At 60.0% G+C, this 15,884-nt stretch carries 12 protein-coding genes; all 12 read left to right on the top strand.

What is annotated here, in order from left to right:
• Positions 1-104 precede the first annotated feature (104 nt).
• The 12 genes from scpB (at position 105) to nusB (ending at position 15,838) form a co-directional block, all read left to right on the top strand.
• Entirely contained in the window at positions 105-1,127 is a 1,023-nt protein-coding gene (scpB, locus tag E4P32_RS15845) for an SMC-Scp complex subunit ScpB (protein WP_116434888.1), read from the top strand.
• Positions 1,114-3,135 (top strand): 23S rRNA pseudouridine(2605) synthase RluB, encoded by a 2,022-nt coding sequence (gene rluB, locus E4P32_RS15840; protein ID WP_116434889.1) that lies wholly within the window; start codon positions 1,114-1,116, stop codon positions 3,133-3,135. Before scpB ends, rluB begins: the two co-directional genes overlap by 14 nt.
• 264 nt (positions 3,136-3,399) lie before the next feature.
• Entirely contained in the window at positions 3,400-3,888 is a 489-nt protein-coding gene (gene rimP / locus E4P32_RS15835; protein WP_116434890.1) for a ribosome maturation factor RimP, read from the top strand.
• Complete coding sequence (gene nusA / locus E4P32_RS15830; protein ID WP_116434891.1) at positions 3,885-5,447, top strand: transcription termination factor NusA; 1,563 nt, start codon at positions 3,885-3,887, stop codon at positions 5,445-5,447. The genes rimP and nusA overlap by 4 nt, the downstream gene beginning before the upstream one ends.
• A gap of 47 nt (positions 5,448-5,494) precedes the next feature.
• On the top strand, positions 5,495-8,362 hold the full coding sequence (gene infB / locus E4P32_RS15825) for a translation initiation factor IF-2 (protein ID WP_116434892.1): 2,868 nt from the start codon (positions 5,495-5,497) through the stop codon (positions 8,360-8,362).
• A 123-nt stretch (positions 8,363-8,485) separates the two neighbouring features.
• Positions 8,486-8,875 (top strand): 30S ribosome-binding factor RbfA, encoded by a 390-nt coding sequence (gene rbfA, locus E4P32_RS15820; protein ID WP_116434893.1) that lies wholly within the window; start codon positions 8,486-8,488, stop codon positions 8,873-8,875.
• Between the two features lie 100 nt (positions 8,876-8,975).
• Complete coding sequence (truB, locus tag E4P32_RS15815; protein ID WP_116435308.1) at positions 8,976-9,929, top strand: tRNA pseudouridine(55) synthase TruB; 954 nt, start codon at positions 8,976-8,978, stop codon at positions 9,927-9,929.
• Between the two features lie 155 nt (positions 9,930-10,084).
• Positions 10,085-11,920: a translational GTPase TypA gene (typA, locus tag E4P32_RS15810; RefSeq protein ID WP_116434894.1), complete on the top strand. Its 1,836-nt coding sequence runs from the start codon at positions 10,085-10,087 to the stop codon at positions 11,918-11,920.
• 557 nt (positions 11,921-12,477) lie between these two features.
• Positions 12,478-13,485, top strand: coding sequence for a tRNA dihydrouridine(20/20a) synthase DusA (gene dusA, locus E4P32_RS15805; protein WP_116434895.1), 1,008 nt, complete (start codon positions 12,478-12,480; stop codon positions 13,483-13,485).
• Between the two features lie 96 nt (positions 13,486-13,581).
• The gene (gene ribBA / locus E4P32_RS15800; protein WP_116434896.1) at positions 13,582-14,694 is read left to right on the top strand and encodes a bifunctional 3,4-dihydroxy-2-butanone-4-phosphate synthase/GTP cyclohydrolase II; all 1,113 of its coding nucleotides are present in this window, start codon (positions 13,582-13,584) and stop codon (positions 14,692-14,694) included.
• Between the two features lie 74 nt (positions 14,695-14,768).
• Complete coding sequence (ribH, locus tag E4P32_RS15795; RefSeq protein ID WP_116434897.1) at positions 14,769-15,254, top strand: 6,7-dimethyl-8-ribityllumazine synthase; 486 nt, start codon at positions 14,769-14,771, stop codon at positions 15,252-15,254.
• 116 nt (positions 15,255-15,370) lie between these two features.
• Entirely contained in the window at positions 15,371-15,838 is a 468-nt protein-coding gene (gene nusB, locus E4P32_RS15790; RefSeq protein WP_116434898.1) for a transcription antitermination factor NusB, read from the top strand.
• Positions 15,839-15,884: the final 46 nt, after the last annotated feature.

Below are 15,884 nucleotides of genomic sequence, written 5' to 3'. Positions count from 1 at the left end.
GATGAAACTCAACCCGCGCAGCCAGGCTTCGTATAGTCCGTATCTCCGATATATCGAATAGTCAGCCGCGAACTTTTATTAAACAAGCCGCACACGAGTCGTACATGAATATTATTGAGGCCAAGAAAGTCCTCGAAACAGCATTGCTATGTGCTCACGAGCCATTGTCAATCAACGAACTGAAGAAGCTTTATGTCTCAGGTGACGATGCGCCCAGTGAAATAACTGCGGACATCATCCGGCAAATGCTGGAAGAGCTGCGCGAAGACTGGATCGACAAGGGCGTGGAAGTGGTCAGCCTGTCGACCGGCTGGCGGTTCCAGAGCCGGGCCGACATGAAGGTCTACCTGGATCGCCTGAATCCTGAAAAGCCGCCGAAATACACCCGCGCCACGCTCGAAACCCTGGCCATCATTGCCTATCGCCAGCCGGTCACGCGCGGCGACATCGAAGAGATTCGCGGCGTGACGGTCAGCACCCAGACCGTCAAGCTGCTGGAAGACCACGCCTGGATTGAGGCCATCGGGCATCGCGACGTGCCCGGCCGCCCGGCGCTGTTTGCGACGACCAGGAAATTCCTTGACGACCTCGGCCTGACTTCGCTGGATCAGTTGCCGCCGTTGAAAACTGTGACCAAGGACGGCGTAGTCGATCCGGGTGCATTGCTGGAACTGCAGGCGCTGGAAGCCGGCATGCAGGCCGATCTGCTCGCCCAGGGCGAAGCGGAGGCTGCCGCTGCTGTTATTGCTGCCGCTGCCGGCGAGTCCGCCGAATCTGTCGACACGGCTGAGATTGCCGAAGTCGCCGACGGCATTGCCGTGGAACTGACGACCGAAGAAGTTGCCGAACCGGCTGAGTTCGCCGACGAGGCGGATGCAACGGATGTGGCTGAAGCCGCCGATGTGGCTGAAGAACCGGTTGCCGGAACTGCCGTGGAAGAAATTCCTGGAGAAGACATCGAGAATGACGTGGATGCGATTGCATCAAGCGTCGCCAATCACGAAGAAGTACCGGCTGAAAGCCCTGCTTCTGCTGAAGACATTCACACCAACGACCCCGCCTCCGGCCACGCAAGTGACGCCGCGCCCGGTCTGAATAACCGCGATTCAAATAATGAAACCATCTAGTTCCAATGATGATCAGCAGGTAGACCTGCTCGGCGCCGCTGCCGACAATGCCACCGCCGCCAAGCCGGCCCGCAAGCGCACCAAGAAGGTCGCGGCGGAAGAAGTCGTCGCCGAGGTGGCTGAAGTTGCCAAAGCTGCGCCGGCCGAAAAGCCTGCCAAGGCGCCGGCCAAACCGCGCGCCAAAAAGGTTGCTGCGGAAGCGCCGGCTGAAACCGCCGCGCCTGCGCCTGTGTCGGTGGTAGCCGAAGTCGCCGCCGATGCGCCCGCCCCGAAGAAGCGCGCCCCGCGCGCCAAAAAGGTGGTCGCCGATGTTGCTCCGGTGGTTGAGTCGGCTTCTCCTGCCGCGGAAGCGCCCAAGGTCATCGTCACAATTGGTGAAGAAATTACTGCCGCGCCGGTCCTGCTCGATGCCCCGACCGACAGCGCGCGCACCAAGCCTGCACGCCGTGGTGTACGCGGCCCGCGCGCCTTGCGCAACAATCGGGCTGCACAGCGTGCCGCCGAAGCCGGCGAAGGCGATCAACATAATGCAGTTGCAGGCGACGAGCAGCCGGTTCAGGCAGATGCCAATGCGCCGGTTCCGGTAGCCGACCAGGCCATGGCGGAGTCGCGCCGTGACGGTCAGGGCCAGGATCGCAATCGCCAGCAAAAAGGCAAGAAGCCATTCGCCAAGGGCGGCAAGCCAAAAGCGCCGCAACTGGGTTTGCGCACGCATGACGCCGGCGACGACGTGTTTTCGTTCGTCACCTCGGATGCCTATGACAAGGAAGACGGCGCCCGCAGCGGCGCGCGTGGCACGCATCAGTTGCGCGGCAAGAACGGCCGCCGCGACCTGACGTCGGAAGACGACGCACCCAAGCTGCACAAGGTGCTGGCCGACTCCGGTCTCGGTTCGCGCCGCGACATGGAAGAGCTGATCGTGGCCGGCCGCGTGTCGGTCAACGGCGAGCCTGCCCACATTGGTCAGCGTATCCTGCCGACCGACCAGGTTCGCATCAACGGCAAGCTGCTGCAGCGCAAAGTCAGCAAGAAGCCGCCGCGCGTGCTGGTGTATCACAAGCCGGCCGGCGAAATCGTCAGTCACAATGACCCGGAAGGCCGCCCGTCGGTATTCGATCGCCTGCCGAACATGAAGGCCGCCAAATGGCTGGCCGTCGGTCGCCTCGACTTCAATACCGAAGGTCTGCTGTTGTTTACGACTTCCGGCGATCTGGCCAACCGCCTGATGCACCCGCGCTACAACATCGAGCGTGAATACGCCGTGCGTACGCTGGGCGAGCTGGAGCAAGGCATGCGTCAGAAGCTGCTGCACGGCGTTGAGCTTGATGACGGCGTGGCGCAATTTTCCAAGATCGCCGACGGCGGCGGCGAAGGCGTCAACAAGTGGTACCGCGTGACCATCGGCGAAGGCCGCAATCGCGAAGTGCGCCGCATGTTCGAAGCAATCGGCCTGACCGTGTCGCGCCTGATCCGCACCCGCTACGGCGTCATGTCGCTGCCGCAAGGTTTGAAGCGCGGTCGTTGGGAAGAACTGGAAGAAAACGCCGTACGCTCGCTGCTGACGGTGTGCGGTCTGGAAAAACCGGGTGGCGCCGAAGCGCCGGCGGGCAAGTCCAAAGGCGGCAACGGCAATCGCAACGGCGACAATCGCGGCAACGGCGACAATCGTGGCAACAGCGACAGCCAGCCGCGCAGCAACGCCAACGCCAATCCGATGCAGCCACGCGGCCCGCGTCGCGACCAGCAGCCGTCCTGGCAAGGCCAGGGGCAGGGGCCGCGTCAAGGGCAAGGTCAGGGCCAGGGTCCGCGCCAGGGCCAAGGCCAAGGCGGCCGTCCGCAGAGCAACAAGCCGCGCCAGCCAGATCCGTTGCAGACGGCGCTGGGTTTCCCGGACGCCGGTCAGCGGCGCCATAACCGCCCGCAACGCAATGGCAGTGGCGGCGGTGGTAGCGGCATGCCCGGCCAAGGGATGGGCGCGGGCGGTCAGCAGCGTCGCCGCCGCGGATAAGTCTTTGATTGCTCTGGTATTTCTTTTTGGAAATATCGGGCTGTCTGCGGTATGTCCGGCAATCTTGAATTGCCGGACATACCGTAATCGGTTATAATGCGCAAGTTAACGGGGTGTCTTCACGACGAAATACATCGTGAAGCGGCCTGTAGTTGAATAAACGATAAGAACGATGGGCAGATGCCCATTTTTTTTTTGCTGAACAAATTGACGTGTCTGTGCCGGTTGTTTGAAATGCGCAGAACGAAGCGCGGAGAGATTTCCTTGCAATTGCTGGATCTGATTGAAACCACCCTGTCGGGTATGGGCTACGAACTGGTCGACCTCGAAAAAGCAGACCGCGGTCTGGTGCGCGTGTTTATCGATTTCCCGTTCGCCGACGCCGACAAAGGGCCGATCACGGTCGAGGATTGCGAAAAAGTCACGCATCAGCTGTTGCACGTGTTTACCGTCGAAAACGTCAACTACGAACGGCTGGAAGTGTCATCCCCCGGGCTTGATCGCCCGCTGAAGAAGCTCAGCGACTATGTGCGCTTTGCCGATCAGGAAGCAATCGTCAAGCTGCGCATGCCGATGCCGGGCGCAGCCAACCGCAAGTCGTTCCAAGGCATCTTGCGGGCGCCCGAGGGCGAGAATTTAAAACTGGAATTTGAAGCAAACGATGGGTCGGCAGCGTTGTTGGACTTTACGCTCGCCGATGTGGATAAGGCACGCCTGGTGCCGAAAGTGGATTTTAGGAGTCGCAAAGCATGAGTCGCGAAGTTTTGTTATTGGTCGATGCGCTGGCGCGCGAAAAGAACGTCGATAAGGATGTGGTCTTCGGAGCACTGGAGCACGCGCTCGCGCAAGCTACCAAGAAACGCTACGAAGGCGAAGTCGACATCCGCGTGTCGATCGACCGCGAAAGCGGCGAATTCGAATCGTTCCGTCGCTGGCACGTGGTGCCTGACGAAGCAGGTTTGCAATTGCCCGACCAGGAAGTTTTGCACTTCGAAGCCAAGGAACAGATTCCTGACATCGCCGTCGATGAATACATCGAAGAGCCGATCGAGTCCGTGGAATTCGGTCGCCGTTTTGCCCAGGACACCAAGCAAGTGGTCCTGCAGCGCATCCGCGACGCTGAACGCGAACAGATTCTGGCTGACTTCCTTGAGCGCGGCGATTCTCTGGTGACAGGTACGATCAAGCGCATGGAGCGCGGCGACGCCATCGTCGAATCCGGCAAGATCGAAGCACGCCTGCCGCGCGACCAGACGATTCCAAAGGAAAACCTGCGTATCGGCGACCGTGTCCGCGCCTATATCCTGCGCATCGACCGCAATGCACGCGGTCCTCAAGTGATCCTGTCGCGCAACGCGCCTGAATTCATCATGAAGCTGTTCGAGCTGGAAGTTCCGGAAATCGAACAAGGCTCGCTGGAAATCAAGTCGGCTGCACGCGACCCGGGCGTACGCGCCAAGATCGCGGTCTTCACCAGCGACAAGCGCATCGATCCTATCGGCACCTGTGTCGGCATGCGCGGTTCGCGCGTGCAGGCCGTGACCGGCGAACTGGGCGGCGAACGCGTCGACATCGTGTTGTGGTCGGAAGACCCGGCGCAATTCGTCATCGGCGCACTGGCTCCGGCCAACGTCAGTTCGATCGTCGTGGATGAAGAAAAGCACGCCATGGACGTCGTCGTCGACGAAGAAAACCTGGCGATCGCCATCGGCCGCGGCGGCCAGAACGTGCGCCTCGCAGCGGAACTGACCGGCTGGCAGATCAACATCATGACGGCGGAAGAATCGGCCGACAAATCGGCGCAGGAAACTGCCGCGATCCGCATCCTGTTCATGGAAAAGCTGGACGTCGATCAGGAAGTCGCAGACATCCTGGTGGAAGAAGGTTTCGCCAGCCTGGAAGAAATCGCCTACGTGCCGATCAACGAAATGCTCGAGATCGAATCCTTCGACGAAGAAACCGTCAACGAGCTGCGCAACCGCGCGCGCGATGCACTGGTGACCGAGGCGATTGCCTCCGAAGAAGGTCTGGAAGGCATGGACGAAGAACTGATCAATTTCGAAGAAATGGATCGTGTCGTTGCCGGCAAGCTGGGCCTGGCGGGCGTCAAGAACGTGCCTGCTTTCGCCGCACTGGCGTACGACGAGTTCGGCGCGATTCTGGCCCTCTCGGCCGAACGCGCGCGCCAACTGATTGAGAATGAATTTGAAGATGTGACCGACGATGAAATGAAGCTCATCGATGCTAAATACGACGAGCGTGCCAAGGCACTGCAAGCCAAAGCATGGGCCACCGTGGAAGCAAAGCAGTAAGCGTCCAGGACCACATCATCGCCGAGCCACATAGAAAAGAGGACTGAATGGCAAGTAACAACGTAGCCCAATTTGCCACCGAGCTGAAAATGCCGGCGGATTTGCTACTGACCCAGCTGCGATCTGCAGGAGTTGAAAAGAGCTCCGAGTCCGATGCTTTGTCAAAAGAAGACAAGGACCGTCTGCTGGAGCACCTGCGCCGCGTGCGCGGAGCAGCTCCGGAAGGCGAGAAGAAGAAGATCACGCTGACCCGCAAGGAAACGACCGAAATCAAACAGGCCGATTCCACGGGCAAGTCGCGCACTATCCAGGTGGAAGTGCGCAAGAAACGCACCTTCATCAAGCGCGATGAACCGACTGCGGACGAAACCGGCAAGCCGGCAACTGTTGCGCCTGAGTCGACTGAAGCCGAGCCAAGCCCGGAAGAAGCGCGTCATCAGGAAGAGCTGATCGCACGTCAGGAAGCCGAATTGCGCGAGAAGCAGGAACGTCTGGCGCAACTGGAAGCCGAGCGCGCCGCGGAAGCCAAGGCAGCCGAACTGGAAGCAAAGAAGGCCGAACAGGAAGCCAAGCAGGCGGCTGAAGAAGAAGCCCGTCAGGCTGCGACAGAAACTGCCGACAAGGCCAAGCCGAGCGCCGGTGCTGCTGTTGCTCCCGTAGCGAAATCGGCAGAAGATGCCGCCGCTGACGAGAAGAAGCGCGCTGCTGCCGAAGAAGCCAAGAAGAAGGTTGCCCAGGTCGCCAAGGAAGCCTCCGAACGTGCGGCTGCCGCCGACCGCGCCCGCAAGGTCGTGGAAGACGAAGTCGCCCAGATCAAGGCCATGATGAATGCGCCGCGCCGTGTGATCAAGGCTCCCGAGCCTGCGCCCGTCGCTGCGACCAAGACTTCCGAAGGCACGCTGCACAAGCCCGCCGACAAGAAGCCTGGTGAAAAGAAAGACGACAAGAAGGCGCCGGTTGCGGTCGACAAGAAGTCGATCAAATCGGCCAACGTGTCATCGACATGGCAGGACGACGCCAAGAAGCGCGGCACCGGCATGAAGACGCGCGGCAACACCGGCACCGGTGGCCGCGACGGCTGGCGTGCAGGTCCGAAGGGCCGCCGCAATTCGCATCATGACGACCACGAAAGCAATTTCCAGGCGCCGACTGAAGCGATCGTCAAGGACGTTCACGTCCCTGAAACGATCACCGTCGCCGAGATCGCCCACAAGATGTCCGTCAAGGCCTCCGAAGTCATCAAGCATCTGATGAAGCTCGGCCAGATGGTCACCATCAACCAGGTGCTGGACCAGGAAACCGCCATGATCGTGGTGGAGGAAATGGGCCACCGCGCGCATGCTGCCAAGCAGGATGATCCGGAAGCATTGCTGGAAGAGGGCGTTGAGCATCCTGATGCGGAACTGCTGGCGCGTGCGCCTGTGGTTACCGTCATGGGTCACGTCGACCATGGTAAGACATCGCTGCTGGATTACATCCGACGCGCGAAGGTTGCTTCCGGCGAAGCCGGCGGCATTACCCAGCACATCGGCGCGTACCACGTGGAAACACCGCGCGGCATGATCACCTTCCTCGACACCCCGGGCCACGAAGCGTTTACCGCCATGCGTGCCCGCGGCGCCAAGGCAACCGACATCGTCATTCTGGTGGTGGCTGCCGACGACGGCGTGATGCCGCAAACCAAGGAAGCGATCGCTCACGCGAAGGCCGGCGGCGTGCCGCTGGTCGTGGCGATCAACAAGATCGACAAGCAGGGCGCCAATCTGGACCGCGTCAAGCAGGAACTGATTGCCGAAGGCGTCGTGCCGGAAGAATACGGCGGCGAAGCGCCATTCATCTCCGTGTCTGCGAAGACCGGCGAAGGCATCGATTCCCTGCTGGAAAACGTGCTGCTGCAAGCCGAAGTGCTGGAATTGAAAGCTGCCATCAACGTCCCGGCCAAGGGCCTGGTCATTGAAGCCAAGCTCGACAAGGGCCGTGGTCCTGTCGCCACGATTCTGGTGCAGTCCGGTACCCTGAAGCGCGGCGACGTCGTGCTGGCGGGTTCGGCCTACGGCCGCGTCCGTGCGATGCTGGACGAAAGCGGCAAGAGCATCACCGAAGCCGGTCCGTCGATCCCTGTTGAAATTCAGGGTCTGACTGAAGTGCCGAGCGCCGGTGAAGAAGTCGTGGTCATGTCCGATGAACGCAAGGCGCGTGAAATCGGCCTGTTCCGTCAAGGCAAGTTCCGCGACGTCAAGCTGGCCAAGCAACAGGCAGCGAAGCTGGAAAACATGTTCGAACAGATGGCCGAAGGCGAAGTCAAGAACCTGCCGATGATCATCAAGACCGACGTGCAAGGTTCGCAAGAAGCGCTGGTGCAATCGCTGCAAAAACTGTCCACCGCAGAAGTGCGTGTTCAGGTGGTGCATGCAGCGGTCGGCGGCATTTCCGAAAACGACGTCAACCTCGCGGTGGCATCGAAGGCGGTCATCATCGGCTTCAACACCCGTGCCGATGCGTCTGCCCGCAAGCTGGCCGAAGCCAATGGCGTGGATATCCGCTACTACAACATCATTTACGATGCCGTGGATGAAGTGAAAGCCGCGATGTCGGGCATGCTGTCGCCGGAGAAGCGCGAACAGGCCCTGGGTCTGGTCGAGATTCGCCAGGTGTTCGTGGTCAGCAAGGTCGGCTCGATCGCCGGCTGTTACGTCCTCGAAGGTCTGGTCAAGCGTGGTTCGCAAGTCCGTCTGCTGCGCAACAACGTGGTGCTCTGGACCGGCGAGCTGGATTCGCTCAAGCGCTTCAAGGACGACGTCAAGGAAGTCAAATCGGGCTTCGAGTGCGGTCTGTCGTTGAAGAACTACAACGATATCCAGGAAGGCGATCAGCTGGAAATTTTCGAAGTGCAGGAAGTCGCGCGTACTTTGTAATTCTCTCAGTCGTCACGAGGGCGGGTGTCTGCGCAGCAAACACCCGCCTTGTTTCATTCAACAGCAGCACAGAATTTTTATGCCGTCCCGCTTTGGCGAGTCGGCCGAGGTCAGTTTCCCAGCATGGCAAAACACAGCAAATCCATTCCCGGGCGCGGTCTGCGCGTCGCCGACCAGATCCAGCGCGATCTGTCGGAAATCATCGCATTCGAGTTGAAAGACCCGCGTGTGGGGATGGTCACGATCACGGAAGTGCAAGTGACGCCGGACTATGCGCATGCCAAGGTTTTCTTTACGACCTTGAAGGACGACAAGCAGGCGATTCAGGAAACAGTGACCGGCCTCTCGAAGGCCTCCGGTTTCCTGCGTGGTCAACTGGGTCGCCGTTTGACGATTCACACCTTGCCCGAATTGCATTTCGTGCATGACAACTCGACGGCCCGTGGCATTGAAATGTCGCGCCTGATCGACGAGGCCAATGCCACCCGCGCCAAGGATGCCGACGAGAGCTGAGCACGCAGCGGCGTTATTTAGCCGCTTAACCGCACGTCAGTAATTGTCGTCGCATCGTTTCAAGACGCATCGATTCAAGAAATTCCCGGACCACACAATCATGGCGCAATCATCGCCCCAACCCTCCCGGCCGCCAAGAGCGCCGCGCGTGCCTGTGCATGGCGTGCTGCTGCTGGACAAGCCGGTCGGCTGGTCCAGCAACGATGCCTTGATCAAGGCCAAGCGTCTGCTCAATGCCCTGAAGGCAGGGCATACCGGCACGCTTGATCCGTTCGCGACCGGTTTGCTGCCCTTGTGTTTCGGCGAGGCTACCAAGTTCTCGCAGGATTTGCTGGAAGCCGACAAGACCTATGAAGCCGTGGTCCATTTCGGCATCGTCACCAACACCGGCGACACCGAAGGCGAGGTGCTGAGCACCAGGGCAGTCGACGTCACGCCGGAGCAGATCGAAGCGGCGCTGGAAAAATTTCGCGGCCCGATCGAGCAGGTGCCGCCCATGCATTCCGCGCTCAAGCGCGACGGCAAGCCGCTGTACGAATATGCCCGCGCCGGCATCACGCTGGAGCGCGAAGCGCGTCCGGTGACGATCCATCAGCTGGAGTTGTTGTCGTACGAAGCGCCGTTCCTGCGCATCCGCGTGATGTGCAGCAAAGGCACCTATATCCGCGTGCTCGGCGAAGACATCGGTGCACTGCTCGGTTGCGGCGCTCATTTGAATCAGCTACGGCGCACCGGCGTCGGCGCGTTGACGCTGGAGGGCAGCGTGACGCTCGATCAGTTCATCGCGCTGGAAGACGGCCAGCGCACGCAAGCTTTGCTGCCGGTGGACGGTTTGCTGACGACGTTTCCGGCGGTGATGCTCACGGATGTGCTGACTGAGCGCTTCCTGCACGGACAGCGTCTGGCGCTCGGAAAAGAAGGTATTGCATTGCCCGCAGAGTCAGGCCGGGCAAGGGTTTATCAGGAAAGCAGCGGTCGCCTTCTGGGCACCGGACTGATGCAGGAATTCGGCATACTGGCGCCGGAAAGGCTGATTTCGACTCTGTCGGAATAGCGCAATTTTTTGCTGTCGCCAGCCTTTGTAATGTGTACAGCAACTCTTTGAAATTATTAGGCTTTTTAAAGTTCGTGCGTCGCAACATGCTATAATGCGCGCCTTTCAGGGCCTCCCTAAGCCCTTCGGATTCGGCAGACCAACTCAATTCAATCATGTCAAACAATAAACGCGCTATTCGTAACATCGCCATCATCGCCCACGTTGACCATGGCAAAACCACCCTCGTCGACCAGCTGCTGCGTCAGTCGGGCACCTTCCGCGACAACCAGCAGGTTGACGCCCGCGTGATGGACTCGAATGATATCGAAAAAGAACGCGGCATCACGATTCTGTCGAAGAACTGCGCCGTGGAATACAAGGGTACCCACATCAACATCGTCGACACCCCGGGCCACGCCGACTTCGGCGGCGAAGTGGAACGCGTGCTGTCGATGGTCGACAGCGTGTTGCTGCTGGTCGATGCGCAAGAAGGTCCGATGCCGCAAACGCGTTTCGTGACACGTAAAGCACTGGCGCTGGGCCTGAAGCCTATCGTCGTTGTCAACAAGATCGACCGCGAAAACGCCGATCCGCAAAAGGCCGTCAACGCCACGTTCGAACTGTTCGACAAGCTGGGCGCAACCGACGAGCAACTGGATTTTCCTATCATTTACGCATCGGGCTTCAAGGGCTACGCCGGCCTGGAAGACACCGTCCGCGACGGCAACATGGAACCGCTGTTCGACGCGATCCTGGAACACGTTCCTGCGCGTGAAGATGACCCGGACGGTCCGCTGCAACTGCAAATCACTTCGCTGGAATACTCGTCCTACGTCGGCAAGATCGGCGTTGGCCGTATCCTGCGCGGTCGCGTCAAAGCGCTGCAAGACGTGATCTGGATGAACGGTCCCGATGACAAGCCAACCAAGGCCCGCATCAACCAGGTGCTGACTTTCCGCGGCCTGGATCGCGTGATTGTCGAAGAAGCGCTGGCCGGCGACATCGTCCTGATCAACGGCATCGAAGAAATCAGCATCGGCTCCACCATCTGTGCACCGGACACGCCTGAAGGCCTGCCGATGCTGAAGATCGACGAACCGACCCTGACCATGAACTTCATGGTCAACAACTCGCCACTGGCCGGCCGCGAAGGCAAATTCGTGACCACCCGTCAGATCCGCGACCGTCTGGACCGCGAACTGAAAGCCAACATGGCGTTGCGTGTGGTGCAGGCTGAGAACGACGATTCGACCTACGAAGTGTCGGGCCGCGGCGAATTGCATCTGACGATTCTGATCGAAAACATGCGTCGCGAAGGCTACGAGCTGGCCGTGTCGCGTCCACGCGTGGTATTCAAGATGGTCGATGGCGTGCGCCACGAGCCGTATGAAAACCTGACCGTCGACGTCGAAGAAACCAGCCAGGGCGGCGTCATGGAAGAACTTGGTCGTCGTCGCGGCGATCTGCAAAACATGGAACCGGACGGCAAGGGTCGTGTTCGTCTGGAATACCGTATCCCTGCGCGCGGCCTGATCGGCTTCCAGGGCGAATTCATGACGCTGACACGCGGCACCGGCCTGATGAGCCATGTGTTCGACGAATACGCTCCGGTTGACAACAGCAAGGGTGAACTTGGCGGCCGTCGCAACGGCGTGCTGATTTCGCAAGACGACGGCGCTGCCGTTGCCTACGCGATCTGGAAACTGCAAGACCGCGGCCGCATGTTCGTCAGCCACAACGATCCGGTCTACGAAGGCATGATCATCGGCATTCACTCGCGCGACAACGACCTGGTCGTGAACCCGATCAAGGGCAAGCAACTGACCAACGTCCGTTCGTCGGGTACCGACGAAGCGGTGCGCCTGGTCCCGCCAATCGAAATGTCGCTGGAATATGCGGTTGAATTCATCGACGACGACGAACTGGTCGAAGTCACACCGAAGAGCATTCGCCTGCGCAAGCGTTTCCTGAAGGAACACGAGCGCAAGAAGGCATCGCGCGACGCGTAATTGCCGTCGGCGGTGGAGAGAAGGCAAGAACGGCAGGAGCAGTAACGCTGTGCTGATATTGGTTTCGTGAATACCTGATATCAGCACAATAAAGCGGACGACTATGATGCGGTGCGATATAGTTAGACCTGTCTCCTCCAATTTCCTCCTAAAGAATTGGATTTAAGCCCGCAACCGAAAGGTGAGCGGGTTTTTTTTTACCTGAATCTTTTAACTTGTTTTGTCTCCGGACGCGTGTTTGCGCGGCAGTGGCAAAAGAAGCGTTGCAAAATTGGAACGCCCGCAAACGTTTTCCAGTGCCGGAAAACAGATAAGCACTTAAATTGTGCATTGCGAAATGACGAATGCTGGTTTGTGGTGCAGAATCACCCCCGCAGTATAAAAATCCTATCTCACAGAGGATAGAGGGGACACCAGCCCGCAACGTGCAAACGTTGCGGGCTTTCTATTTGTGGCGTGTGGTGCGTGTTCCGATGCCGGTGCAGATTGCCTGTAGTGCAGCCGTCGGCCCGTAAAGCACTGCTGGCCCATGTTGTTGCTCATTTTGGATAGGTGTTATGTCTTACGGACCACGAACAATCAGCGTAGCGCCCATGATGGACTGGACCGACCGGCACTGCCGGCTGTTCCATCGCCAGATCACGCGGCACACCTGGCTGTACACCGAAATGGTCACCACCGGCGCCTTGCTGCACGGCGACGTGCCGCGCCACCTCAATTTCAACGACGAAGAACATCCGGTCGCCCTGCAGCTCGGCGGCAGCGAGCCCCACGATCTGGCAAAAAGCGCCAAATTGGGCGAGGAGTGGGGCTATGACGAGATCAACCTGAATTGCGGCTGTCCCTCCGAGCGTGTGCAGAAGGGGGCATTCGGCGCCTGCCTGATGGCTGAGCCGACATTGGTCGCCGATTGCGTCAAGGCAATGCGCGACGCCGTCGACATCGACGTTACCGTCAAGCATCGCATCGGCATCGACGACGTCGAGTCCTACGATTTCGTACGCGACTTTGTCGGCGCGATCGCCGATGCCGGTTGCAAGACTTTCATCGTGCATGCGCGCAACGCCGTTCTGAAGGGCCTGAGCCCCAAGGAAAACCGCGAGATTCCGCCACTCAAGTACGACTACGCTTACCGCCTCAAGAAGGACTTCCCGGCGCTGGAAATCCTGATCAACGGCGGCATCAAGACCGTGGCCGAGATCGACCTCCATTTGCAGCACGTCGACGGCGTCATGCTGGGCCGCGAGGCGTACCACAATCCTTTCATGATGGCCGGCTTCGACGCGCGCTATTACGGCCAACTCGACGGCGGCCTGCAGCCCACGCGCAACGACGTCATCGCGGCCATGGTGGAGTACGCGCGCGCGCAACTGGCGGCGCACGGCGACGGCGGCAAGGGCCTGCGCCTGAACAGCATTACCCGCCATATGCTGGGCCTGATGGCGGGACTGCCGGGCGCGCGCGCCTTCCGCCAGACCTTGTCGGATTCCAAACGGCTGGCGCTGGGCGATCCGGCGCTGCTGATGGAAGCCTTGTCGCATACGCAACTGGTGACGCTGGAATAAGTCTGCATTCACGCCGTCCTTGCCCGCCCATGCAGGCAATCAGGCAAAAAATCGCCCGCAAATCCTTTAAAATACGGGGCTACTGAGGAAATCGTTATGCCTATCGCAACAACAGAAGAAATCGTCGCCGAACTGCGCGCCGGACGCATGGTCATCCTGGTCGACGAAGAAGATCGTGAAAATGAAGGCGACCTGGTGCTGGCCACCGATTTCGTCACGCCCGAAGCCATCAACTTCATGGTCAAGCATGCGCGTGGCCTGGTCTGCCTGACGCTGACCGAAGAGCATTGCGACCGTCTCGATCTGTCGATGATGTCGACCCGCAACGGCACCCAGTTCGGCACCAACTTCACCGTCTCGATCGAAGCCGCCGAAGGCGTCACCACCGGCATCTCCGCCGCCGACCGCGCGCGAACCATTCAAGTTGCCGCTGCCAAGGACGCAGTGCCGGCCGACATCGTGCAACCGGGTCATATTTTCCCGCTGCGCGCGCAAAAGGGCGGCGTGCTGATGCGCGCCGGCCATACCGAAGCCGGTTGCGACCTGACCCAGATGGCGGGCCTGACGCCGGCCGCCGTGATCTGCGAAATCCTCAAGGACGACGGCACCATGGCGCGTTTGCCGGACTTGCTCGAATTCGCCGAAGAACACAAGCTCAAGATCGGCACCATCGCCGACCTGATCCATTACCGCAGTCAGCACGAAAGCATCATCGAACGTGTCGCCGAGCGCGAGATGCACACCGTGCACGGTTCGTTCAAGGCCATCGCCTACCGCGACACGCCAAGCGGCGGCGCCCACCTGGCGCTGGTGCATGGCGACATTCGTCCAGGCGAAGAAACATTGGTGCGCGTGCATCAGCCGGTCTCGATCCTCGACCTGCTCGAAACCAAAGCGACGACGCACTCGTGGAACATGGCCTCGGCCATGGCCGCGATCAAGGCGGCGCCAAGCGGCGTCGTGGTGCTGCTCAATTGCGAAGAATCGGCCGACCAGATGTTCGCCCAGTTCGCCGCGCTCAACAACGTGCAGGCGGCCAAGCCGGCCCGCGCCGACCGCCTCGACCTGCGCACCTACGGCATCGGTGCGCAAATCCTCAAGGATCTCGGCGTGTGCAAGATGCAGCTGCTGGCCAGCCCGCGCAAGATGCCGTCGATGACCGGTTTCAACCTCGAAGTCACCGGCTATCGCGCCAAGCCGGACGCCTGACCGACCGTACCGTCCGCAATGCATCGCGGCACTATCACAATCACACAACGCAAGTTTGCGTATAAGGAAAAGCCATGACTATTGGTACTTACGAATCGGATCTGAATGGCGATGGCTTGCGTATCGGCATCGTCCAGGCGCGTTTCAACGAAGACGTCTGCCACGGCTTGCTGGCGTCGTGCCTGGCTGAGCTCAAGCATCTTGGCGTGCAGGATGAAGACATCCTTCACGTCAGCGTGCCGGGCGCGCTGGAAATTCCGCTGGCCCTGCAGAAGATGGCAGAGACCGATCAGTTCGATGCGCTGATCGCATTGGGCGCGGTGATTCGCGGCGAGACCTATCACTTCGAACTGGTGTCCAATGAATCTGGTGCAGGCATCACGCGCGTCGGCCTCGACGCCGGCATCCCGATCGCCAACGCCGTGCTGACCACCGAGAACGACGAACAGGCCGAAGCGCGCATGGAAGTCAAAGGCGCCGATGCTGCCCGCGTCGCCGTCGAGATGGCCAACCTGTCGCTGGCGCTGGAAGAACTCGCGCAAGTGGCTGAAGAAGAATAAGCAGGCAGGCCGGCCGGTCGTCGTTGCATGTTGTGCAGCGAAGACCGGTGGCGCAATCGATGGTTGATTGCGCGTCCTGTTTCGATTTTGTATTGACCCGGTTTCCAGATTTCACCATGACCAATAAAATTCAACACGCCAACCCGAGCAAGAACCGTACGCCGCGTCACCGCGCCCGCGAGTTCGCACTGCAAGGTCTGTATCAATGGCTGCTCAACAATGAAGATGCCGGCGCCATCGAAGCGCACATCCGCGAAGCGCACGGTTTCGACAAGGCCGACGCCGAGCATTTCGACGTGCTGCTGTACGGTGCGATCAAGCAGGCCCCGGCGCTGCGCACCGACCTCGCGCCGCTGATCGACCGCGCCATCACCGAGCTGTCGCCGGTGGAGCACGCAGCGCTGCTGATCGGCGCCTTCGAACTGAAGAACAACCTCGAGATTCCCTATCGCGTGGTTATCAACGAAGCCGTTGAACTGACCAAGTCGTTCGGTGGTATTGATGGCCACAAGTACGTCAACGGCGTGCTTGACCGTTTCGCCGCCAAGGCGCGCGAAGTTGAAGTGAGCGCCGGTCGCCGCTGATCGGGTAATCGCTCTTTACGCCGACGCTGCGGATGCATTGATGTGC

It is taken from the genome of Herbaspirillum sp. 3R11 (assembly GCF_004563925.1).
Classification (GTDB): Bacteria; Pseudomonadota; Gammaproteobacteria; order Burkholderiales; family Burkholderiaceae_D; genus Herbaspirillum.
The sequence above is the reverse complement of the archived record's forward strand: the minus strand, read 5'-3'. Positions and strand labels throughout refer to the sequence as shown.

What these genes read in the sequence shown, in the direction of transcription:
- nusA (WP_116434891.1), top strand. Translation starts at nt 3,885, where the DNA reads ATGAGTCGCGAAGTTTTGTTATTGGTCGATGCGCTGGCGCGCGAAAAG.
- truB (WP_116435308.1), top strand. Translation starts at nt 8,976, where the DNA reads ATGGCGCAATCATCGCCCCAACCCTCCCGGCCGCCAAGAGCGCCGCGC.
- infB (WP_116434892.1), top strand. Translation starts at nt 5,495, where the DNA reads ATGGCAAGTAACAACGTAGCCCAATTTGCCACCGAGCTGAAAATGCCG.
- ribBA (WP_116434896.1), top strand. Translation starts at nt 13,582, where the DNA reads ATGCCTATCGCAACAACAGAAGAAATCGTCGCCGAACTGCGCGCCGGA.
- dusA (WP_116434895.1), top strand. Translation starts at nt 12,478, where the DNA reads ATGTCTTACGGACCACGAACAATCAGCGTAGCGCCCATGATGGACTGG.
- typA (WP_116434894.1), top strand. Translation starts at nt 10,085, where the DNA reads ATGTCAAACAATAAACGCGCTATTCGTAACATCGCCATCATCGCCCAC.
- rluB (WP_116434889.1), top strand. Translation starts at nt 1,114, where the DNA reads ATGAAACCATCTAGTTCCAATGATGATCAGCAGGTAGACCTGCTCGGC.
- rbfA (WP_116434893.1), top strand. Translation starts at nt 8,486, where the DNA reads ATGGCAAAACACAGCAAATCCATTCCCGGGCGCGGTCTGCGCGTCGCC.
- scpB (WP_116434888.1), top strand. Translation starts at nt 105, where the DNA reads ATGAATATTATTGAGGCCAAGAAAGTCCTCGAAACAGCATTGCTATGT.
- ribH (WP_116434897.1), top strand. Translation starts at nt 14,769, where the DNA reads ATGACTATTGGTACTTACGAATCGGATCTGAATGGCGATGGCTTGCGT.
- nusB (WP_116434898.1), top strand. Translation starts at nt 15,371, where the DNA reads ATGACCAATAAAATTCAACACGCCAACCCGAGCAAGAACCGTACGCCG.